At 56.2% G+C, this 21,382-nt stretch carries 26 protein-coding genes and 1 tRNA gene; 7 read left to right on the top strand and 20 right to left on the bottom strand.

Features of this window, described 5'->3' with window-relative positions; all coding sequences use genetic code 11:
• The first annotated feature begins 55 nt into the window (after positions 1–55).
• Positions 56–2,032, top strand: coding sequence for a transketolase (gene tkt, locus L53_RS09805; protein ID WP_034814702.1), 1,977 nt, complete (start codon positions 56–58; stop codon positions 2,030–2,032).
• Between the two features lie 42 nt (positions 2,033–2,074).
• Here tkt and L53_RS09800 read toward each other — a convergent pair whose 3' ends face one another.
• Positions 2,075–2,437, bottom strand: a complete 363-nt coding sequence (locus L53_RS09800; protein WP_034814700.1) for a hypothetical protein — start codon at positions 2,435–2,437, stop codon at positions 2,075–2,077.
• A gap of 5 nt (positions 2,438–2,442) precedes the next feature.
• The gene (locus L53_RS09795; protein ID WP_034814697.1) at positions 2,443–2,916 is read right to left on the bottom strand and encodes an MmcB family DNA repair protein; all 474 of its coding nucleotides are present in this window, start codon (positions 2,914–2,916) and stop codon (positions 2,443–2,445) included.
• Between the two features lie 201 nt (positions 2,917–3,117).
• Between L53_RS09795 and L53_RS09790 the strand changes: the two genes are divergently transcribed.
• Complete coding sequence (locus tag L53_RS09790) at positions 3,118–4,005, top strand: RNA polymerase factor sigma-32 (protein WP_034814695.1); 888 nt, start codon at positions 3,118–3,120, stop codon at positions 4,003–4,005.
• Here the strand turns inward: L53_RS09790 and L53_RS09785 are convergent.
• Positions 4,002–4,769, bottom strand: a complete 768-nt coding sequence (locus tag L53_RS09785) for a thermonuclease family protein (RefSeq protein ID WP_051607788.1) — start codon at positions 4,767–4,769, stop codon at positions 4,002–4,004. The two genes, L53_RS09790 and L53_RS09785, sit on opposite strands and share 4 nt — an antisense overlap.
• Before the next feature lie 93 nt (positions 4,770–4,862).
• On the opposite strand from L53_RS09785, the gene L53_RS09780 reads away from it, so the two are divergent.
• Both L53_RS09780 and L53_RS09775 read left to right on the top strand, forming a co-directional pair.
• Positions 4,863–4,939 (top strand) — tRNA-Arg (locus tag L53_RS09780).
• A 268-nt stretch (positions 4,940–5,207) separates the two neighbouring features.
• Complete coding sequence (locus tag L53_RS09775; protein ID WP_034814693.1) at positions 5,208–6,281, top strand: GGDEF domain-containing protein; 1,074 nt, start codon at positions 5,208–5,210, stop codon at positions 6,279–6,281.
• A gap of 23 nt (positions 6,282–6,304) precedes the next feature.
• Here the strand turns inward: L53_RS09775 and L53_RS09770 are convergent, their stop codons facing one another.
• From L53_RS09770 to L53_RS09735, 8 genes are read right to left on the bottom strand one after another with little or no spacing between them, the layout of a single operon-like run.
• Positions 6,305–6,619 (bottom strand): hypothetical protein, encoded by a 315-nt coding sequence (locus tag L53_RS09770; RefSeq protein WP_156947882.1) that lies wholly within the window; start codon positions 6,617–6,619, stop codon positions 6,305–6,307.
• 20 nt (positions 6,620–6,639) lie between these two features.
• Positions 6,640–7,722: a flagellar biosynthesis protein FlhB gene (locus L53_RS09765; RefSeq protein ID WP_034814688.1), complete on the bottom strand. Its 1,083-nt coding sequence runs from the start codon at positions 7,720–7,722 to the stop codon at positions 6,640–6,642.
• A gap of 8 nt (positions 7,723–7,730) precedes the next feature.
• Positions 7,731–8,486 carry a flagellar biosynthetic protein FliR gene (locus L53_RS09760; RefSeq protein WP_051607787.1) on the bottom strand — a complete coding sequence of 252 codons (756 nt, stop codon included), beginning with the start codon at positions 8,484–8,486 and terminating at the stop codon, positions 7,731–7,733.
• Positions 8,486–10,564: a flagellar biosynthesis protein FlhA gene (locus tag L53_RS09755; RefSeq protein ID WP_034814686.1), complete on the bottom strand. Its 2,079-nt coding sequence runs from the start codon at positions 10,562–10,564 to the stop codon at positions 8,486–8,488. Before L53_RS09755 ends, L53_RS09760 begins: the two co-directional genes overlap by 1 nt.
• A gap of 7 nt (positions 10,565–10,571) precedes the next feature.
• The gene (locus tag L53_RS09750; protein ID WP_034814684.1) at positions 10,572–10,835 is read right to left on the bottom strand and encodes a flagellar biosynthetic protein FliQ; all 264 of its coding nucleotides are present in this window, start codon (positions 10,833–10,835) and stop codon (positions 10,572–10,574) included.
• A gap of 15 nt (positions 10,836–10,850) precedes the next feature.
• The gene (locus L53_RS09745; RefSeq protein WP_034814682.1) at positions 10,851–11,147 is read right to left on the bottom strand and encodes a flagellar hook-basal body complex protein FliE; all 297 of its coding nucleotides are present in this window, start codon (positions 11,145–11,147) and stop codon (positions 10,851–10,853) included.
• 11 nt (positions 11,148–11,158) lie between these two features.
• Positions 11,159–11,542, bottom strand: coding sequence for a flagellar basal body rod C-terminal domain-containing protein (locus tag L53_RS09740; RefSeq protein WP_034814680.1), 384 nt, complete (start codon positions 11,540–11,542; stop codon positions 11,159–11,161).
• 3 nt (positions 11,543–11,545) lie between these two features.
• Positions 11,546–11,908: a flagellar biosynthesis protein FlgB gene (locus L53_RS09735; protein WP_233347727.1), complete on the bottom strand. Its 363-nt coding sequence runs from the start codon at positions 11,906–11,908 to the stop codon at positions 11,546–11,548.
• A gap of 82 nt (positions 11,909–11,990) precedes the next feature.
• On the opposite strand from L53_RS09735, the gene L53_RS09730 reads away from it, so the two are divergent.
• Positions 11,991–13,313 carry a FliI/YscN family ATPase gene (locus L53_RS09730; protein WP_233347725.1) on the top strand — a complete coding sequence of 441 codons (1,323 nt, stop codon included), beginning with the start codon at positions 11,991–11,993 and terminating at the stop codon, positions 13,311–13,313.
• Here L53_RS09730 and L53_RS09725 read toward each other — a convergent pair.
• The 6 genes from L53_RS09725 to L53_RS09700 all read right to left on the bottom strand — a co-directional run bounded on the left by L53_RS09725 (position 13,310) and on the right by L53_RS09700 (position 17,468).
• On the bottom strand, positions 13,310–14,152 hold the full coding sequence (locus L53_RS09725; RefSeq protein ID WP_034814678.1) for a DUF1217 domain-containing protein: 843 nt from the start codon (positions 14,150–14,152) through the stop codon (positions 13,310–13,312). The two genes, L53_RS09730 and L53_RS09725, sit on opposite strands and share 4 nt — an antisense overlap.
• A 1-nt stretch (position 14,153) precedes the next feature.
• The gene (locus L53_RS09720; protein ID WP_034814676.1) at positions 14,154–14,588 is read right to left on the bottom strand and encodes a flagellar biosynthesis repressor FlbT; all 435 of its coding nucleotides are present in this window, start codon (positions 14,586–14,588) and stop codon (positions 14,154–14,156) included.
• Positions 14,588–14,977 carry a flagellar biosynthesis regulator FlaF gene (flaF, locus tag L53_RS09715; RefSeq protein ID WP_034814674.1) on the bottom strand — a complete coding sequence of 130 codons (390 nt, stop codon included), beginning with the start codon at positions 14,975–14,977 and terminating at the stop codon, positions 14,588–14,590. Before flaF ends, L53_RS09720 begins: the two co-directional genes overlap by 1 nt.
• A 65-nt stretch (positions 14,978–15,042) precedes the next feature.
• Positions 15,043–16,626, bottom strand: a complete 1,584-nt coding sequence (locus L53_RS09710; RefSeq protein WP_034814672.1) for a flagellin — start codon at positions 16,624–16,626, stop codon at positions 15,043–15,045.
• Between the two features lie 145 nt (positions 16,627–16,771).
• A complete protein-coding gene (locus L53_RS09705; protein WP_034814670.1) occupies positions 16,772–17,155 on the bottom strand; it encodes a hypothetical protein in 384 nt (127 codons plus the stop codon).
• Complete coding sequence (locus L53_RS09700) at positions 17,148–17,468, bottom strand: hypothetical protein (RefSeq protein ID WP_034814668.1); 321 nt, start codon at positions 17,466–17,468, stop codon at positions 17,148–17,150. Before L53_RS09700 ends, L53_RS09705 begins: the two co-directional genes overlap by 8 nt.
• A gap of 237 nt (positions 17,469–17,705) precedes the next feature.
• Between L53_RS09700 and L53_RS09695 the strand changes: the two genes are divergently transcribed.
• The gene (locus L53_RS09695) at positions 17,706–18,983 is read left to right on the top strand and encodes a flagellar hook-length control protein FliK (protein ID WP_198019784.1); all 1,278 of its coding nucleotides are present in this window, start codon (positions 17,706–17,708) and stop codon (positions 18,981–18,983) included.
• A gap of 12 nt (positions 18,984–18,995) precedes the next feature.
• Positions 18,996–19,664 (top strand): flagellar hook assembly protein FlgD, encoded by a 669-nt coding sequence (locus tag L53_RS09690; protein ID WP_034814663.1) that lies wholly within the window; start codon positions 18,996–18,998, stop codon positions 19,662–19,664.
• 44 nt (positions 19,665–19,708) lie between these two features.
• Here the strand turns inward: L53_RS09690 and fliL are convergent, their stop codons facing one another.
• From fliL to flgA, 3 genes are read right to left on the bottom strand one after another with little or no spacing between them, the layout of a single operon-like run.
• Entirely contained in the window at positions 19,709–20,254 is a 546-nt protein-coding gene (gene fliL, locus L53_RS09685) for a flagellar basal body-associated protein FliL (protein ID WP_034814661.1), read from the bottom strand.
• A 9-nt stretch (positions 20,255–20,263) separates the two neighbouring features.
• A complete protein-coding gene (locus L53_RS09680) occupies positions 20,264–20,974 on the bottom strand; it encodes a flagellar basal body L-ring protein FlgH (protein WP_034814660.1) in 711 nt (236 codons plus the stop codon).
• Complete coding sequence (flgA, locus tag L53_RS09675; protein WP_051607784.1) at positions 20,971–21,378, bottom strand: flagellar basal body P-ring formation chaperone FlgA; 408 nt, start codon at positions 21,376–21,378, stop codon at positions 20,971–20,973. Before flgA ends, L53_RS09680 begins: the two co-directional genes overlap by 4 nt.
• Between the last annotated feature and the right edge of the window lie 4 nt (positions 21,379–21,382).

Below are 21,382 nucleotides of genomic sequence, written 5' to 3'. Positions count from 1 at the left end.
ACGCAACGGCCTTAGTCTGGCCTACGACTTCCGCAAACCAAAGGAGACCAGCAGAATGGCTGTCACGAACCGCGACATGGCTAATGCCGTCCGCGCCCTATCCATGGACGCCGTCGAGGCGGCCAAATCAGGTCATGTTGGCCTGCCGCTCGGCATGGCAGATGCTGCAACCGTACTGTTCCGGAAATTCCTGAAATTTGACCCTACCCAGCCTGACTGGCCGGACCGAGACCGATTCATTTTGTCGGCGGGCCACGGCTCGATGTTGATCTATTCGCTGTTGCACCTCACTGGGTACAAATCTGTCAGCCGGGACGACATCCGCAATTTCCGTCAGCTGGGCGCCAATACGCCGGGCCACCCGGAAAACTTCGTCACCAAAGGCGTAGAGACGACCACAGGCCCGCTTGGCCAGGGCATTGCCACCGCTGTCGGTATGGCCATGGCAGAGCGCCACCTGAATGCGCGCTTCGGCGACGATCTTGTGGACCACAAAACTTATGTGATCGTCGGCGATGGCTGCCTCATGGAAGGCGTCAGCCAAGAAGCCATCACGCTGGCTGGCCACATGAAACTCGACCGCCTGATCGTGCTCTGGGACGACAATTCAGTCACCATTGACGGCAATATCGATGTCGCTGACTCCACCGACCAGTGCGCACGGCTTGAAGCCTCGGGCTGGATCACCCGCAAAGTGGATGGTCATGACGAGAAAGACATCGAGGCCGCCCTGAAGTGGGCTCAGAAACAGAAGCAGCCTGTCTTCCTCGCCATCAAGACCATCATTGGGTACGGCGCGCCAAAGGTCGCCGGAACCGGAAAGGCCCATGGCGGCCCCTATGGGCCAGAAGAGATTGCTGGCATTCGCGAGAACATTGACTGGCCCCATGCGCCATTCGAAATTCCAGACGCCATCGAAAAAGCCTGGAAGAAAGTCGGCGAGCGTGGCGTCGAGGCTCGCAAGGCCTGGAAAGAGCGTCAGATGGCCTCCCCGCACAAGGGTGAGTTCAATGCGGCCATGGCCGGTCGCCTGCCGAAAAATCTCTCAAAGGCGATCATCAAACACAAGAAGGCTGTGGTGGAAGGCGGCGAGAAGAAAGCCACCCGTCAATGGAGCGGCGCGGCACTGGAAGTCATCACCAATCTCGTGCCCGAAACGGTTGGTGGTTCAGCTGATCTGACGGGGTCCAACAATACTCGGACCTCTTCAACCACGGCAATGACACCGTCTGACTGGGCCGGTCGTTATGTCCATTATGGTGTTCGCGAACACGGTATGGCTGCGGCGATGAACGGTATGGCGTTGCATGGCGGCATCATCCCCTACTCCGGCACATTCCTGGTTTTTGCAGACTATAGCCGCGCCGCGATCCGCCTCGGCGCCCTGATGGGCGCACGCGTGGTACATGTCATGACCCATGATTCCATTGGTCTTGGCGAAGACGGCCCGACCCACCAGCCGGTTGAGCAAGTCGCCTCGCTCCGCGCCATGCCGAATATGCGGGTCTTTCGCCCTGCAGATGGCGTTGAAACGGCCGAGTGTTGGGAAGTGGCGCTCAGCAATGCCGAAGGCCCCGCCACAATGGCACTGACCCGGCAAGGCTTGGCACCGTCGCGCAAGGAGCATACGGACGAAAACCTCAGCGCGCTCGGTGGCTATGTGATCTCGCCATCAGGTGTGAAGTCGCGCGAATCTGCCGTGCTGATCGCGACCGGTTCGGAAGTGGAGATCGCCCTTCAGGCCCAGGCCGACCTTGCCAAAGAGAAGATCCATGTCCGCGTTGTGTCGATGCCATGCATGGAATTGTTTGCCGAGCAGGACGAGAAATACCAGCGCGACACACTCGGGGGTGACCTGCCAAAAGTGGCTGTTGAAGCCGGCGTGCGCTTTGGCTGGGACCGCTGGCTTGGACCTAAAGGTGCCTTTGTCGGCATGGACGGTTTTGGAGCGAGCGCGCCTTACCAGAAACTGTATGAACACTTCGGCATCACCGCAGACAAGGTGGCTGAGGCAGTAAAGAATCTGATCTAACTGGTCTTGAATAGGTCCATCTGGCGAGGATCAATGTAGCGTTTACGGCGTGGTTTGGTCCGGCCAGACCGGAAATAGAGATTCAGCCGCCGGCTTTTTCTTGGATGCCTTTGGCAAAGGCATGATCCCCGCCTGATCGTCCAGCTTCCACCAGGTCACAGCCAGGACAGGGTTGCCCTCATTGTCTTCGTATTTTTGGAGATGCCCGTGTGGGCCATTTTCACCTGCATGCGATGACAAGTAGGCCTCGGCCTCTTCTTCGGTGACATCTATCCAATCGGTCGCGAGCGAGTCGATCTTGTGCTCTGGCACCAAGGCTTCGGCCTCTGCGCGTGTACGCGCCACCTTCACGCCCGGCTTCAGGGCGTCTTCTACACGTGTCGCAATGGGAAAGGCATGACTCATGAGGGTCAGGTAAGCAAGCCCGGTGCCGCCGTCCAGCCAGTATCTGCCGACTGGGTCAATCGCATGGCCGCCAGACGTGCCAGTCGCAGGGTGACGGCCTTGCGCCGAGCTGCCGACAATTTGTCTTCTGGCGCCGCCCGAACTATCGCCCCGCCAAATGCGTCGGCCACGATCAAGCCGGTTTCATCCGGGATCAGATCGTGCGGAAAATCGTTGGCGACCGCGAAATAGAGTTGGTCGCAATAGGGCAAGTATTCCGGCCATTTAGAATCCGCGCGGAAATCGGCAATTGAGGATTTCACCTCTACGATCCATATCTCACCGGACAGGCCAATCACCGCGATGTCCGCTCGGCGATTGTTGGCTAGGCTCATTTCCGTTACGCCAAAAAAGCCGAGCCCGCCGAGCAAGCGCCGGGTTCCCCGGACGATTTCGCCCGCCCGCGTGTCCGGAACACCAAGATCTGCCAGCTCCGTCATGAATCCTTCAATTTTGTTCGCCCAATGTTCCGAAAACCGTAAGGTCGATGCCACCTACAGGTCAAGCCCGCGCTGCGTAGGCGATCGCGCTCTCCATAAAGTGATTAAAATCGGGAACGAATCTGATCCAGCGCGCGCTCTTGCCCGTAGAGACTGTGTTAGTTTGGTAACAAGCCACCTCGCAGAAGGAGATGACCCGTCATGGCAAACGCCTATAGCTCCAATGGCCCGGCGGATCGATCATACGTCAAGAAGGCCATGAAGACCCCCATGCTGGAAGCCGAGCATGAACTGGAACTGGCCCGGCGCTGGCGCGAGGAGGAAGATGAACGCGCACTTCATGAGTTAACTCGCGCCTATCTCCGCCTTGTCATCGCAATGGCCTCGAAATTCCGCCATTACGGCCTTCCCATGCCGGACCTCGTCTCCGAAGGGAATGTCGGCCTGATGATGGCCGCGGCCCGCTTTGAGCCCGACCGCAAGGTGCGCTTCTCAACCTATGCAAGCTGGTGGATTCGTTCTTCCATTCAGGATTTTGTGCTTCGCAACTGGTCTATCGTACGAACAGGCACGACCTCTTCACAGAAATCTCTCTTCTTCAACTTGCGTCGCCTGCGCGCCCGAATCGATGATACTGGCGACGGTGTAATGACCAAGGAAAACCGAACCTGGATCGCCGAACATCTCGGCGTACCGGAACGGGATGTTGAGAACATGGCGTCACGCTTATCTGCGTCTGACCGATCCCTGAACGCCCCCATGGCCGTTGATGGCGACGGTGAATGGCAAGACTTGCTGCCTGATGCCGCGCCGATTCCGGAACAACAGGTCATGGAATCGCGCGACTCGACACGCCGCAAGGAGTGGATCGCCAATGCCCTGAAAGCGCTTAACCCGCGTGAGACGCATATCATCATGCAGCGACGCCTGTGCGAAGACTCTGTCACGCTTGAAACGCTGGGCCACGAACTTGGAATTTCCAAGGAACGTGTACGGCAGATCGAACATCAGGCACTCGGCAAACTACGTCGCGCGCTCGAACGTATTGTGGGAGACCCGGACGAATCCGGCCTGCTGCCCGGCACCTAATTGGTTGGAGCTTCCACCAATTCAAAATTGAGCGGGTGGGATATTTCCATCTCGTCCCCTCGCACATAACCGCGCGCCAATACACCCAGCCCCGGCGCCTCCTGGCACAAAGATGCCGCGGCCGTCTGGATCTGCAGCCGGAGTGCCGAGTTCTGCAGCGACAAGTCACAGACTGCACCAAACCCTTCAGCTCCCCGCATACCGGATACCTGTCCGCGCACGAGCTGGAAGCCTTCATAGGCCTTCGGTAAATCGCTGGCATAGGGAATGCGGTATTCCACAGCACGCCACAGGCCGATCTCCTCGCGACGCGCATCACGCTCAAACTTCAGCAAGGGCGCATTCGCCGCCGCAGTGTCCGGGTAAACACGCACGCGGGCCCCGCCCCTCTTCACCATCTCGGCGTTAAGCCAGAGCGTCGGCCCAAGCGCGTCAACAGTCTGGGCATGAGCCAGTGCCCGGTCGTAGCGGTCACGCGTCAGGCCCCCATAGTGGAGCTGGACTTCCCGGCCGAGCACCATGTCTTCCATCATGCGCTTGGACTCGGTATGATAAGGTTGTGGCGCGCGATCCCGGTAACCTCCCGAAGGCGCCTCAATCCCGACAAGCCGGACGCTTTGCCCGGTATCGAGAACAATCGTGTCGCCATCAACAACGCGTACGACCCGACCGCGCTCTCCCGGCTCCAGACTGTCCAGCGGACCCGGCGCACCGCACGCAACAAGGGTCATGAAGACCACCAACCCCACCTTCAATCGCGCCATACCACTCGCCCATCCTCAGCGTCGCAGCGTAGAGCCGCCAATTGGCGACTTCAATCCTTCCGACTATTCCCGTATAGCCAACCCTACTCATGCGGTCCCGTAGCTCAGCAGGATAGAGCAACAGATTCCTAATCTGTAGGTCGCGCGTTCGAATCGCGCCGGGATCGCCAGACGCAGTTCCGCATGTGAGCGGAAACATCGTCAATCACCATCTCAGTGGATTATAGAGCCCGCCGAAACATTGGCGGCGTGCGTTCAACTGGCGAAGCACCCGACTTCTGCTGCGAACTCAACACAACGCCCGGAAACTGGCGGGTAATCTGGTGTATCGTTCGTGCCAAGCCGCGAATTAAAAAGCCCACATTTAACGATATTTGAAGATCGCCTACCCAAGGTAAATCTCGACGTTAAATGAGTTGCCGATGGGGACGGGTTCAGATGAGCGAATCCAAGACGCCAGTATTTGTATGTCCTGAGGACCAGCAAGCCTTTGCCAAGGTGTATGAGCATGCTGATACTGCCAGCCAGTTGATCGCAGAACATGGCACGCCGCCATTCCCCAATACATTCGCGCTGATGTACGCTTATGCAGCAAAGTCCGACAACAAGGTCGTGGTCGCGGTCGACGAAATGCTGGAGCGGGGCGCGCTCTGCCAATATGAAATAGATGAAGTCTACAACCTTCATTTGCGCCCGACCGACGATCACGCCAAGCGCGAGAACATCGGACGTGAAGTCGAACAGCAACTCTCCAGCATCCTGGACCTTGTGGGTACCAGTATGGAGAACAGCGACCAGTTCGAAGTGGCGTTGACGGAAATTGAACGCGACCTGTCTGATTCCAGCTCGTCAGCTGCCCTCTCCTCCGCAGTTGCGCGCCTGATGTCGGAAAGTCGTCGGATGACCGATCAGAGCCGACGCCTTAGCGATGGCCTGATGGCCTCCATGAAACAGATCGAACGCCTGCAACATGAACTCGAGGCGGTTCGCAATGAGAGCATGCGTGATCCGCTCACCTCCATCTACAATCGACGCGCCTTCGACCTACGCGTTGCCGCTGAAGTTGAGGCGGCAAACAAACAGGGTTCGAGCCTCTGTCTCGTAATGGCAGATCTAGATCATTTCAAACGCGTGAACGACAATTTCGGTCACAGGGTGGGCGACGAGATTCTGAAGATTTTTGCGTCAATCGTCACCAATAACATCAAGGGCAAGGATCTCGTAGCGCGCTATGGGGGCGAGGAGTTCGCAATTATCCTACCTGCAACAGGCCTGCAACAGGCCACGCAGTTGATTGATCGCATCCGTGAACAGATGTCTCAACGAAAGCTCGTCCTGAAGGGAACAAAGACGCCCATCGGCGCTATCACGGCCTCGTTCGGTATTGCCCAGCACCAGCCAGGTCTGGCAATCAGTGGTCTGATCGAACAGGCTGACCAGCGATTGTACTTGGCCAAGAGCAATGGCCGAAATCGTGTGCAGTCAGACGATCTGGCCTCCAACGCAGCTTGATCCTCAAGCCCGCACGTTTGACATCATGATCCCGCACGCATCTGAATAAGCTGGTCTTCGGAATTTAGGATCCGTTTAAGCTCCTCTCGCGCAGCGTTGAACCTTTGCTGCGCGTCCGCAATCTCCGACCGCTTGCGATCCATATCATGCAGAACCCTCCTGGAATGACCGTATTGGCTTGAAAGCATCATCGCACGCACATCTCCGCCCGCCCGGTCAGCACTGGCGAACTCCTCCTGCAATGCATCCAGTTGCTTCCCAAGATCGCGCAGCTCGGCTTGCACAATAGCAAGGGATTGCTCCGCTTTCTGACGCTTCAGCGCGACGAGCTTCAGCAATTTCGGGCGAGAATCTCTCATTAGCTGCCCCCGGTCTGCTTACGAATGCGGTCGACGAAACTGATTGCAGCCGCCACGGCAGCGAAATGGTCAGGATGGATTTCCTCATCAATATCCACCAACCGGTAGATGGACCGAGCCGACGGTGGATCCCGGTAGATTGGGATATCATTGGCCATGGCAGTTTCGCGGATCTTGGCGGCCAGGTGGTCGACACCCTTGGCGACACAAACGGGCGCGCGGCCGCCCTCCGGATCCCATTTCAAGGCGACGGCATAGTGTTCCGGGTTGACCATGACGACGGTCGCTGTTTTGACGTTCTGCATCATCTGGTTCCGGCTCATGCTGGACGCCTTTTCGCGCCGCTTCTGCTTGAGCTGAGGGTCGCCCTCGCTTTGCTTCTGCTCCTTCTTGATGTCCTCTCGGCTCATCTTGAGCTTGTTGGAGTGCAACTGCCGCTGCAGCGGCAGATCAATCGCGGCGAGTACGAACTGAAACACGCCGAAGATAAGGAAGAGCGTTAGCACCTGCCCGAAGGTGAAATTGAAGAAATCGCTGAGTTCTACTGCGCTACTCGCATAGTAGTGCTGTGCAAACCCGTACAGGAACACAGCCGCGAGCCCGCCAGCAAAGAACATTTTTGCCATATCCTTCAGGAAGTCCAGCAGGCCCTTTGTGCCGTACTTCTTCTTCAGGTTTTCGGTTGGCGAAATCTTGTTGAACTCGGGTTTGATCTTCTTCGCCGAGAAGGCAATCGATTGCTGGATAACCAGCGTGGCGAGTACAAGGGCCGCCATGATCGCAAACAAGGGTATCACCTTGACCAATGTGCGCGCCAGCCAAGCTTTCGTTGCTCCGCCACCGTCGTTGAAAACGTCCGCCGCATAGCTGTCAGCGTGATACATCAATGCGGAAAATTCGCTGAACATGGCCCCCGCCACAACGGCACTGAACATGATGGCAGCGATGATAACGCCAGCGAACAGGGCAAACGTATTGGCTTCCTTGGACTGGGCGACATTCCCTTCGCGACGCGCCTCACGTCGCTTCTGTTCGGTGGCCTCGAACTCCTTCTCGCCACCACCTGATTGATCCTCGGCCATTGCCTACCTCACCACCAGCCGATCGAACCGGAGACCCGATCCATCCAGACTATCAGGATTGTTGACACCGAAATGGCCAGAAGCACAAACCCCGCTCCGATCATAAAGGGGGCGCCCACAAATGCCACCATCAGCGATGGCAGCGCCTTATTAATAAAGCCGAGCGAGATGTTGTAGAGCAGGTTGATCGCCACAAAGGGCCAAGCGATCAGCACGGCAAACTTTATGGCGTTGAACATGCCCTCAATGACAAAGGACTGATCGAACTGCGTGAGCCCCCCAACCGGAATTTCGATGTATATTTCAGCGAGTCTAACAAATACGCTGACATGGTAGTCTGCCGACAAGAGCAGGACGGCACCCGCCATGGCCAACATGTTCGAGACCACCGTCTGCGCCTCAGCATCCAGCGCAATGCCGAGCATTTGCGAAAGCCCGATCGTTTGGGCGATCAGTGATCCGGCCATGTTCAGAATCCAGATGGATGTGCGCAGCAATACACCCAGGCCCAGCCCGATTATGGTTTCCGCCCCCAGGAGACCGACAAAGTTCGCAATTGAGATATCAACAGGTGCCGTGACGATGCCGGACATGGCAAACAGGGTGGCCACGCCCAGTAACAGCGACATGCGCACACGCATCGGCACGGTCTGGTCGCCAATCCCCGGCATCAGGAATACGACAAAGGTCAACCTGGCGACGATCAGCATGAAAAGGATAATCCAGGCCGAAAGTTGTGGCCCGATTGGAAGTCCTTCCAGCATCAGACGACGCCGACGATGTACGGCTTGCTCTTGGAACCGATTTCCTCATACGCCAGAACGGAGTTGCGCACGCCCTTGCTCGCCAGAACAGTTTGCAGGAAACGTCTTCGTCGGGACGAGGTTGCCACGGAGGCAACGACACCTTTTTGAGCCATTTCGTTCAACTTGGCCTGCACCGCTGTCGTCAGTTCTCCAAACATTTCTGGAGGCAGGGCAATATCCGATCCGCCATCCTCGCGGGAGATTTCGTGCTCGTTGAACTTTTGTTCCCAATTGGTGGAGAGCTGGAGCAGCGGAAGGCGGCCTTGACCGTCCTGAAGGCGATCGACAATTTGGAATCCGAGCCGCTGGCGAACGAGTTCCACAATGCGCGACGGCGCGCTTGACTGGGCTTTGACCTCGGCAATTGTTTCAACAATCAGGAACAGATTACGAATCGACACGCGCTCCTCAAGCAGCAGGCGCAGCACTGATAGCAGAAGTTCAGGACTAACCTTCCCGGGAATGTATTCATCAAGGAACCGCCTGTTGGACGCAGCACGTTCGCTGTCGCTGATATGAGTCAAGGCATCCAGCGTGTCCAGCATAACCATGCGTGTAAAGACGAGTGTGAAGTTTGCCTGAATGACTTCAAGCATGTGAGTCGCGAGAACTTCCGTCGGCTCGACCGCTGGGATACCAGCAGCAGACAGCTCTTGCTTCTTTGTACTTGGCAACCAGCGGGCGGCTGCCTTGTAAACGGGTTCTTTGACCTTCTCACCCTGTAGGTGTGGCAGTTGCCCATCTTCCATCAACGCCAACAGCGAGCCCGGACGCACAAGACCTGTATCTACCCGCACACCTTGAATTCGAATGCGGTATTCGTTCTTCCCGAGCGTTGGGTTGTCCGTCATCCTGATGGAAGGCAGAACGAAGCCATATTCTTCTGCAATATACCTTCGAATCTTGTCGATTCGGCTTTCGAAGCCACCCGCCCCCTGCAGCACCATGCCTACCAGATCTGGGGCAACCTCCAGGTGGATCTCGTCGGAGTGAATGGAGTCACCAATGACAAGGCTAGTTTTCGGCTCTTCAATTTCGCCGGCTTCCGCTTTCGCGGCCTGGTCGCGCTCCCGCCGGCGAATATAGAAAGATGCCGCCGCGAACGCCGCTGCAGCCAGCATGAAAGGAAGAAACGGAAGACCCGGAAACAGCGCGAAAATTGCGAGGATTCCCGACACGATCATCAGGGAAGTGGCATTCGCACCCAATTGCGCGCCGAGCGCCAGATCGATCGCACCGTCCTCACGGCCTTTCGCCAGAAGCATTGCCGCTGATACTGATACGATAACGGAAGGGATTTGGGAAACGAGACCATCCCCTACCGTCAGAATGGAGTAATTGTTCAGCGCCTGAGTGAAGCTGAGCCCGTGTGCGGCAAGGCCAAAGCCGACGCCCGCAACGAGGTTCAAGGCGGTAATGAGCAAGCCGGCGATCGCATCGCCCTTCACGAACTTTGACGCACCGTCCAGTGAACCCAGGAAGGAAGCTTCTTCCTGCTCCTTCTGACGACGGTTGCGCGCCTCTTCATGACTGATAGCACCGACAGCCAAATCGGCATCGATGGCCATCTGTTTACCCGGCATCGCGTCCAGAGCAAACCGCGCACCGACCTCTGCCATTCGGCCGGCGCCTTTGGTGATGACCATGAAGTTCACAATGACCAGCACCGCGAACACAACCAAGCCTACAAACAGGTTTCCGCCCATGATGAACATGGCGAAGCCTTCGATGACATTGCCGGCAGCGTCGGTACCCGTATGGCCTTGGCTGATGATCAGCTTGGTAGATGATACGTTCAGCGCCAAACGCAGCATCAGCGAGGCCAGAAGAACGCTCGGGAATGACGAAAAGTCCAAGGGCTTTTCGATAAAGATACTGGTCGTGAATATGAGAATGGCAAACGCAAAGGACGCCGTGAGACCGATGTCCATGACCCAAGCCGGGACCGGTAATACCATGATGAGAATAATAGCCATCAAGCCGATCGCAAGGATGGCGGTCGGCTTTGACAAGTCGAAGAAGCGTGAGGTCGGCATGGAGGCCCTAATTTGAAATCATGGGGAGAACGGTATTGTTGAAGAAATCAAGGCAAATTCGGGTCATGTACCCAAGCGACAGGAAGAACACGACAACGACGGCCAGAATCTTGGGCACGAAGGTAAGCGTCATTTCCTGAATGGAGGTGAGCGCCTGTAGCAAGCCAATCACAAAACCAAGCACCAGCGTGACCGCAAGAATGGGCAGCGCCATCATGGCGGCCGCCCAGAGCGCACCGCGAAGCACTTCAAAGATCGCGAGTTCGGTCATGTATAGCCGCCCTGATCAGACCGGCATCCGAAGCAATTCCTGATAGGCTTCAACGACCTTGTCCCGAACAGTCACGGCGGCATCGAGGACCAACTCGGCCTGAGCTAGCGCTTCGACCATGGCATGGGGATCCGCGCCGGACACAGCCGTCTGCATAGCTGTCTGCTCAGCCTCCTGTAGAGCAGCTTTGAAGGTGGAGAACCCCTCTGCCACCCCCGACTTTTCGGCCGGGTTTGTTGCTGGCTTGTCGGAAACCTGAGTCGGCTTGACCGAACCGAGCGCTGCGTATGCACTGAAGCTTACATTGGACATTCTGCCCCCCTTTAACGCCTGAGAATATCGAGAAGTGACTGGTACATGCTTCGCGCCTGCCGGAACGAGTTCAGGTTGGCCTCATACCCGCGGTTCGCTTCGCGCATATCAGCCATTTCAGTGACCAGCGACACGTTGGACGCCGTCACATATCCTTCGGCATCCGCCAGAGGGCTAGCCGGATCATAACTGCGCTCGCCTTCGGTTTCGTCGAGCTCGACCCGTGTCGCAATGAAGGCGTCTGCGGCAGTCGGGGTCTGCTCAATGGACAAAATCTTGCGACGGTAACCAGGCGTGTCGGCATTCGAGACGTTCTGGGACGAGATATCGATTCGTTTCGACTGGAGTTGCATACCGGAGACGGCTTGCATCATCGTGGCTTTGAGCGAGTCCATGAATTACCCTTTCCGGCCAATGGCTGTGCGAAGCAGGTCGAGCGACTTAGTGTAGACTGACAGCGCCATCTCGTGCTGACCCTGCGCGTCGGTTGCGCGGAACATTTCGAGCTCGAGGTTTACAGAGTTCCCGTTGGGCGAGTTTGCGAAATCTGTCTCGAACGTCTTGAAAGCTGGGTCGCCGGTGTCGACGGCTCCGCTTGATGCAGCTCGCGCGAGAAAGTCCTGAAAGGCTTCGACATGTTGCGCCTTGTAATCAGGATCGTTGGCATGGGCGATATTTGTCGCCGATACTTTCTGGCTCTCAGCAGCATGGCGCGCCATGGCGCTGTAAACATTCAGGACATCCAGATTGAGAATCGCCACAGAATCGCTCCTAGTTAATACTTTGGAAGAATTGCCGGGGTAATTTGAAGAAAGAGTTAACGAATAGGCGAGATCTGTTTACTTGTTGCATCCGACCCCCAATTTCCCTGATCGCCTGCACCGAGTCTGGGGAACCGTCACGGAGGTATCTCCGGGACTGATCCTGATTGGCGGGATCAGCGAGTTTGCTCGCCTGGGAAATGAAATTCGAGTTCGCACGCGTCAGGGTGAAGTGTTCGGAGAAGTGCTCGCCGTCTCAGGCGGTCACGTGAAAGCGATGCTTTACGGCGAATCTGATGCAATCCAAATTGGCGATCGAGCTGTGCTGGAGCAGGAAGCTTATGTCGAGCCCGGCGATCATTGGCTCGGCAAAATTGTGGACTACCGAGGCACGATTTCCGGCGAAAGCGCCATAGCACCTGCCGGCAGCACTACCCGTCGCCCGCTAAGAGCACCACCTCCAGCGAACACAACTCGCAAAAGCCTCGGCCAGCGCCTTTCCACCGGGTGGATGATCACCGATACGATTCTACCAATCTGCCAGGGTCAGAGAATGGGCTTGTTTGCTGGATCGGGCGTCGGCAAATCTACCTTCCTCGGCTCGCTCGCCGCTGGCGTGAAAGCAGATCGCGTAGTCATCGCCCTGATCGGCGAACGCAGCCGAGAAGTGAATGAGTTCGTTCACAAGACTTTGCCCAAAGACGTCCTGTCCCGCACGGTCATCGTGGCTGCAACTGCCAATGATCCACCCGGGGCCAAGAAACGCGCGGCGCTCTGCGCGATCGCGACTGCCGAGCATTTCCGGGATGAAGGGCATCAGGTCCTGTTCCTGTTCGATTCCATTACACGTTTTGCGGAAGCGCATCGTGAAGTATCTCTCTCAGCGGGAGAGACTCCCGCCCTCAACGCCTTTCCGCCGTCAACCGTACGCGCCATTGCCGAAGTCGCTGAACGCACCGGCCCTGGTGCGCAAGGCCAAGGCGATATTACCGCAATCTTCTCCGTCCTGGTGGCTGGATCGGATATGGAAGAGCCCGTAGCAGACATGGTCCGTGGAGTTCTGGATGGTCATATCATCCTGTCCCGGGAGATATCCGAACGCGGACGGTATCCCGCGATTGATGTGCTGCGCAGTGTCTCAAGATGTCTGCCGGATGCTGCCAAGCCAAATGAGAACGAAATCATCAAGGACTACCGACGAACGATTTCACTCTATGAAGAAATCGCGCCGATGCTGCGCGCCAATCTGTATGAACGCGGGCATGACGCAGCCGGAGATCGATCCATCGAACGCTTCCCGCAGCTGGACAATTTCGTTTCAGAGCCGAATACCGGACATATCCCACAAGCCTTCCAGCACCTTCAGGACTTGTTGGACCCTGTTGAGGCCGCCGAAAAATCCTAGCTGGACACGATGCTGAGAAACAGGTTTTGGCTGGCGGTCGATCCGAAGCCTGCCGCGTTGTTCAGAAGCGTCAACGCCACAGATCCGGAAGAAAGCGAGGACTGGCCATTGGCGATCGAGTCCATCGTGTGAAAGCGTTGGATTACCTTGTCCATGACGTCCTCATTGGCCAAGTCTGTTATCTTGCTGATAGAAAAGACGCTCAATACGCGCTCTTTCAGAATATCTGCCTGCTGGTCGACGTCCAACTGCTGCCAAGAAGTGGGTAAATTCAGCGCTGTCTCGAAAACAGTTCGAGTCGGAACATCCCCCAGAATACGATAGAGGTTCGCAGAATCGCTCGATTCTTCTCGAACAAGGTCGCCAATCTTCGCCTGGAAATTCAGACTAAGCTTCATGTTATTATCAACATCGCCAACGGCGGACCGGAAAGAGGCCAGTTCGAAATTATCTGACAGTGTCGAAATCTTATCCGCAGACAGCGAGATTTTACCCTCACTCACCGCGAAAGTGCTGGCAAAATCTTTGTATGCCTGATTGTTCAGGCGAGTCAGGAAGGTGCTGTCGGGATCAGCCTGTTCGTCCATCACATGACGGATGTAACCGACTTTCCACTCCTCTCCCCCAAGATCAAAGGCCGTGAGAGAGATGCGGAGGAGCCGCTTGTCGGACAGGAAGTCTTCCATCGCGATTGGCGACGACATCTTTTCTTGAAAGTATTCGCGGTCGTTCTTGATACTGGCAGAGTCGGTGAACCCCTCCATCTGCTTCTCAAGCGTGGATTCCAGGAATTTCCACCCGCCATATCCTGTGATCGGGATGACCGGCTGATAGACCATGTCAGGCGACCTGCGCCTGCTCGGTAAACTGTGGTTTCAAACTAGCAACTTTTAGGAGTTCAGCTTCGATCGCAATGATGTTGCGCAGGTGGCAAAGTGCCGAATAGAAGTTTCCGCGATCTAGCATGGAGCGCAAAACGCTCAGCAGTTTGCGGTCTATGGTTTCGAATACGTCATCTAGCCGAGCACATTCTTCCAGAATGGCTGGCAGGACGTCTGCTTCGTTCAGATCGCCCGTAATGATCAATTGGATTGCGTAATATACGCGCTTGGTTGGCGTATCAACTTCTTGGGGTTTCATCGCATCGCGACAGCGCAAAATTCGAGCGTTGTCATCGACCACACGGACAGTGGAGGGCTTGTCCCCATTCTCCAACGTGGCGCCGTTCACGACAAACCGTTCACCCGCTGCGAGTTTGAGGACTAGTCCTGACATTATTCTGCCGCCACATTTGCAGGTGAGGAAGTTTGTCCTTCCAGGCCTTGCATAATTATTTCGTTGATCTCGACCAGTTCTGTGATCTCTGCCTTGCGCGCGAGAACCTGGTAGCTGATCTGGCGGACCGACTCAGAAAGCGCAATGAGATTGCGCTTGAGCGCTGGGTCCAACTCGTTGGCGTCGCTCATCAGGTCAGTTGAAAGAATTTGCCAGAGTTTCATATTGCGATCGATTGCGTCGGCCCAGACTGCGGGCGCTGGCATTTCGACCTCGTCAACGTTCTTAAGTGCCTGCGTGATGTCCTGAAACAGGGCGTATTCAATCTGTCCGGTATTGGCAGTGCGGCTCGTGACCTCACCATATGCCTTGTAAGCCAGTTGTTGCATGCACCCTCTCTAGTGTTGGTAGTAAGCGGACCCAGGCGCCAATCAGCGCCTGGATCCTATTGAAATTATCTGAACAGCGACAGGAGTGTCTGCGGGTTCGAGTTCGCAATCGACAGCGCCTGAACGCCGAGTTGCTGTTGAACCTGCAGGGCCTGAAGCTTGGCGGATGCCGCTTCGATGTCTGCGTCGACCATGGCACCGATACCGGCGGTCATCGAGTCGATCAGCGTCTGGACGAATTCGCCCTGACCTTCGATCTGGGTCTGAGCCGAGCCGAATGCTGTTGCGGCGTTGATTGCCGTATCCAGCAGGTCTTCGATTGTGTTCAGAGCTGCCGTAGCATCCTCAGTCGTTCCAACGCTCAGGTCAGCGATGGCGCCAAGGCCGCCTGCAGCAACTGCCGCATCCTGGGACGCGAGAGCGGTCAGGTTCACTTCAACGTCGCTACCATCGGCTTCCAACGTGAGTGTTGCCGCATCCGAAGCTGGGTCTGCTGCGTCAGACACCGTGACGTTCAGATCAGTGATGCTGGCATCGTCCAGAAGCGCCTTAAGACCAGCCGCAACGTCATTATTAGTGTCGCCGTCGACGGCGGTATATGTATAGTCATTTCCGTCGGCACTGACAGTGAACGTATCACCAGCCGCAAGCGTGCCACCAGCAATCGAGATATCAGCAGAATCGCCATCCGAGATGACCGACTGGACATATGTAGTGGAGATCGTGCTGTCGTCGAACGTGACGTCGCCGCCATTGGCTATCAGAGTGATCGTTGCGTCGTCTGTAGCAGCGTCAGCACCGTCCGCGCCACCAGCGGCATCGAGGTTCGTCACTGTTGCCGCATCAATAGCGGTCCGAAGCTTGGCTGCGATTGTGTTGGTTGTATCGCCATCAACTGCCGTGACCGAGATGTCCTCTCCGCCAACCGTGAATGCGAAGACATCCCCTGCTGCAACAGCGCCGCCTTTGATAGTCAGTGTAGTGGTGGCACCGTCAGTGATCGTTCCATCAGAATCATCAGATGCGATTGTACCAGCTGAGCTGGCGACTTTGTCCGTATCTGTATCAGTGGCGCTGTCGGCTGTCGAAACAAAGCCTGCATCGCCAGACACTTTGTCAGCAGCGTCAACAGCTGCCGACGTCTGCAGGTCCTGACGGGCAACCGTGATGGACGTGGCAGAAACCGAGCCGTCCGAACCGCGGTCGAGGGAGGCGAGAATGCTGATGCTCTCGTCGCCCTGCAGCAGGTTCTGGCCATTGAACTGAGCGGCGTTGACGATATTGCTGATCGCGGTGCGCTTGGCATCGATATCCGTCTGGATCTTCGCGCGGTCGTCAGCATTCAGGTCTTCCTGAGCGGAAACGATCAGGTTTTTCATGTCCTGCAGGAGGCTGGTGACCTGCTCGGAAGCAGCACGGGCAACACCCACAGTCGAAGAACCCTTGTTCAGGGAGTCCGTGATTTGGTTGAAGCTGTCTACGTCCGTCGCCATGACGGTCGAGATAGCCCAGATGGCGGCGTTGTCTTTTGCAGTGGCGACCTTTTTACCGGTCGAAATCTCGGACTGGACCGTCTCGAGGTTGCTGTTGATTCCGCGCAGAGTCTGCAGCGCAACCATCGCACTATTGTTAGTCAGAATACTGGACATTTTGAATGTACCCCATGTTCGTCAGGCGAGCGGCTATGTCGCTGCCTAGGTTCGATCTCACGTCGTCCTGACGTCGGGAATTCCCGCAACCCATCTTGGTTCGCCGTAACTGAGTATACAGGACCCGTGTACAATCAGTTAACCGTCATGCCTTCTTAAGATAATTCCCGGTGGCGTTTGAAAATGGAGTTTGCAATCCATTGGATTGATAGGCGCCGACATAAGAGTCCTGAGATACACGGCCTAGCCGGGTAACCATGTTCTGAAGGCCATTCTGAACCGCGCGGAAGTGAATGGAGTTCTCGCTTGCTGCCTGTATAATACCCCTGAGACGAGCTTGAATGGTCTCCGCTCGCAGCAGCTGACCAGCTTCCTGCAGCAAAGCCTCGAAAGCCGCCATGGCTTGGACCTTCTCTTCAGACAATTCCACGACACGGTGAACTTGGCCCGAGAGGAGAAGATGCTTCTCGGCTGACAGGACGCCTTCAATCCGAGACATGATGTGTTGAGCGTGCGTGGTGTCAGTCATCGGTCACAATTCCCATCTGTTCAGCGCCATCGCTTGAGGCTGGTGTGCCAGTTGCGTTCAGCCCCAGAGGGTGCTTTTCGGCGAGGTCTTCGGCAATTGCCTCAATGATCATTCGCGAGAAGGCAGAGGCCGCTTCCCCTCCTGACTGGGTGAAGGCCTCTTCTAGCCCAGTATGGCTCAACATTTCGGACCAGAGCAGCTGTTCGAACCTTATACCTATTTCTTCGACGGCAGACTTGCCTGGGCCGTTTCCGGCGAGCGAATTGCCAGACAGGGCCGGTGCTTGCATGCCCGCAACTGGAATATTCGTCATAGCTCTCACTCCTCAAGTCCGGTGACTACGAAACGAACCGCGTTTGCTTAAAACTTATTTTACCAGTGTTGGGCCAAACAGGGTTAAGAGAAACCTAATCTGGATTAACCTATGACGCCTTTTCTGAGCTTCGATGGAATGTCCGCAGTCGATGCGTCCGGCAGTGCGCCGCACGCATCTCCGTTAGCGGACGGCGAATTAGGTAAGGCTTTTCAGAAGCAGTTGGCAAAACAAGATATGCCTGAAGGTGAAACGCCAGATCAGATCATGATGGCAAGCGTGAACACTGATACCGCAAACGCGTCGTCGATCACCTTTCTGAATCTGGAATCTGAAAACGTCATAGATGTAGAGTTAGACCCAGCCGCCCCTGACGCAACCGAATTCGCAAGCCTCCAGGAAATCCCGGAAGTCTCAGCGTTACCGGTCGCCTCGAAAGTCGATCCGGATACTGTCGAAGATACGGAGCCAGATATAACGGTTCCCGTCGCGACCACCCACGACATGACAGTGTCGGCGGCCTCGCCCGAGCTAGCTACACCAGCAGTCAGAAGCGATATTGAGGTCGAGCTTGCAGACACCGAACCTCGGTCCGCAGACGCGCCCATGGAGGGTTTTTCGGAAATCTCTGCCACTGATGACGCGCTCCCGGTTCAAACAACCACAGCTGAGCCCCGCGAGGCCACTGACGCAAAACCTGATGCGGTGATGGAATCGGCTATTGCGCACAACGCCCCTGAGATGGGTGTACCAGCCCACCCGGCTGGCGAATCCGATGTGGAGGGCCCCCACCCTCAGCAGACCGCCTTCACTACCGCCGCAACTCCGCAGTCCACTCCATCTGGCGACACAGCTCAGGATGGAACGCCGCAAGACCGGAAATCACCTGACCCCATTCCAGTATCGTCCAATACTTCAGCGTCTACGGAGTCAGCTCAAGGGTTTGCGCCTGGAACGGCAACAGAGGTTGCCGGCCCGACATCTGATACGGGGCGAGCATCATCATTGGGCTTGTCAGCCGTAACAAGTACTACGCCGACAATCTTCGCCCCATCGATGCAAGCCGTAGTCGCCCCCGCGCAACCTCAAGCCAATTATGTTGCCGTACCCGCCGATATTCCGAGCATCATTTCCCAGGAATTGTCATCAGACACGCAGTCGAACCGCGTGCGAATACAGCTCGATCCGCCAGAACTCGGACGGGTCTCTCTTGAATTCAAGTTTGACTCGCAAGGCCTACAGCACGTGCTGGTCACAGCAGATTCAGCTGAAGCAATTCGCCGAATACGAGCCTTTCACCCGGACCTGGTCTCGGTCCTCGACGAGCACGGCTTGTCTAGCCAGGATATGACCTTTCGCGAGCAACCCTCTGATCAGAACCCGGCTCAAAGCTGGTCGAACACTGACGTCGACGCCCTGGACAGCGACCCAGATAGTTTGGCCGTCGCTGCATCCCCCCTTCAACAAGCCACCCCCTCCAGAACCGTCACCAACGGCCTGGATATACGGGTATAGGAGTTCGACTTCATGAGCACGATCGAATCGACCACCGCCGCGCAAACGCAGACGACTGCCTCTTCGGCAGCCACCCAACAATTTGGTGAGGAGTTCAATAACTTCATCAAACTGCTCACTGCGCAGGTTCAGAATCAAGACCCACTCTCCCCAATGGACTCGACACAGTTTGTTGACCAGCTCGCGACGTTTTCCTCGCTTGAACAGCAGGTTCAGACAAACTCTGCACTGGGTGGAATTTCGTCATTGATCGGAGAACTTCACACCATGTTCGCCAGTGAATGGCTGGGCGAGACCGTAACGGTTGAGTCGTCATGGGTGCCATACACAGGCTCCGAAATCCGCTATCTGGCCAACACGCCTACCGAGGCTGACGACGCATACCTGACCGTGCGGGACTCCGAGGGAGAGCTTGTCTGGTCTGAAAAGCTGGACATGGAGCACGGCGTCCACACATGGAATGGTCAGACCAATTCCGGTAACACCATTACGACAGATGAGATTTTCGAGTTCAACATCGACTACTACCGAGGTGAAGAATACATCGGATTGGGAGCGCCTCAGGTCATTACCACCATCACCGATGTCTCAACCGAGAATGGCGGGCTCCGCTTCGGCACCTCATCTCACCTATCGGCCGACCTTACGAGCGTGAACAAATATTCCGAGGCTGTGAGCTAGCCAAGAAAGCCGCCAGGTCCTCGCGATGTCAGGCAAATGGCAGATCACAGATCCTGACGGGCCATGTCCAGTATCAGTACGTTATGAATGCCGTTCGGAATCTCGTTCTGGAGGTTCGTAAGGATCATGGCGCGCAACGTCTCATAATTGTCGACATCGGTGATAGAGTTAAGCGTCCGCCCCCCACTACTCAGTTTCACCAAAGTGGTCATGATGTTGTCGCGCAGGACGGGCTCTTTGGAAAACAACTCTTGCGAAATACTTGTGTCGACTTCGAGGTTGAGGTTCAGGATCACAAGGCTTTGCACCCGATCATCCTCAATCATGGGGACGACGAACTCCCGCGTGAACTTGTAATATGTCACTTCGCCACTGTCAGCAGCGCCGTGCTTGTCACTTTTTCCGTGGGAGTCTTTTTCCTTCTTGGCCTTTTTTTCCTTCTTGGGCTCCGCGGGCTCATCACTCTCATGGCCATCACTCTCGTGCGCAGGCGCCGGCGAAGACGAGGAACCGGACTTCAGAAAATAGGCACCGCCACCGCCAGCAGAAATTGCGAGCAAGGCTACAATAGAAGGAACGATTTGCTTCATTTCAGGATCCTAGAAAGGCACGACCTTGTCGATAATTTTCTGGCCAATCCGCTGTTGCGGAACCGACGTCGCATCACCGCTGTTGAGGTATGAAATCTGCGCATCTGCGATCTTCTCATAGGTTACCGTATTGGTCCGGGTGATATCTTGCGATCGGATCACGCCGCTTACCGTCAGCATACGAACTTCGTTGCTTACGCGCGTTTGCTGGTAGCCCTGAATGACCAGGTTACCATTCGGCTCCATCGCAACTACGCGTGCCGCAAGCGTAAAGGCGATCTTCTCGGCCCGATTCATCGCACCGCTTCCGTCCATTGACGAGCCACGATTATAGTCGACGCCAGGTGACAATGACGCCCCGCCAGGCAGCACACCGTTTGCCCACTCCGGCAAACCGAACAGCGCATCGACATTCACGTCAGCGCTGCTATTGCGATTTCGAGACAGAGAGCTTTGCAGGCTTGCCTGATCGTCCATCTCAACAACGACAGTCAGCAGGTCGCCGATAGCCTTTGCTCGGCGCATGCTGAGCAGAGCATTAGGAGCGGTAGTCCAAAGCGACGCATCGCTTGTACCTTCGGGCTCAACATAGGCCTGCTGCATCACCGCCGGCATGGTGGTCGCAGGTGCAGTCATATCGAATGTTGCATCTGCCGAAGGCACAGAGCCGCAGGCTGTGAGGCCAAGGAATGCTGCGGTGAATGTAAGATAATGTTTCATTGCACAAGCACCCATCCGTCTTTCTGAACAATACCGTTTACGATCTTCTTCGAATTCAAATTCAGGATCGCGACTGCTTCATCTTCAGTCGCTTCCCCCATCGCTCGGCCAGTCGTCGTGATTTCCAATGCTCCACTGACGAATTTCACCGTCACGAGTTGGTTGCGGCGCACAAGGCGCGCGGGGCGCGTATCATCCATCGACAATTCTTGTCCGACATACACCGTGCGGCGAACTTCTCGGCCGAGCAGAGGGTTATCGGTGTCGACCAAAGCACCCGTCTCCGTCGATATGTTGGCCGCCGTAACCGTGTCGCCGGCGCGAATAACTTCCTTGACCACGAGCGACGAGCCACCAAGCATTTGCGCCGCCAGCCCTAATCCCAAAGCAATAGCTGGTATCATTCTG

Origin of the sequence: Hyphomonas sp. L-53-1-40 (assembly GCF_000682775.1) — a bacterium.
Classification (GTDB): domain Bacteria; phylum Pseudomonadota; class Alphaproteobacteria; order Caulobacterales; family Hyphomonadaceae; genus Hyphomonas.
Note: the sequence above shows the minus strand (reverse complement) of the source record. Positions and strands in the feature narration are given on the sequence as shown.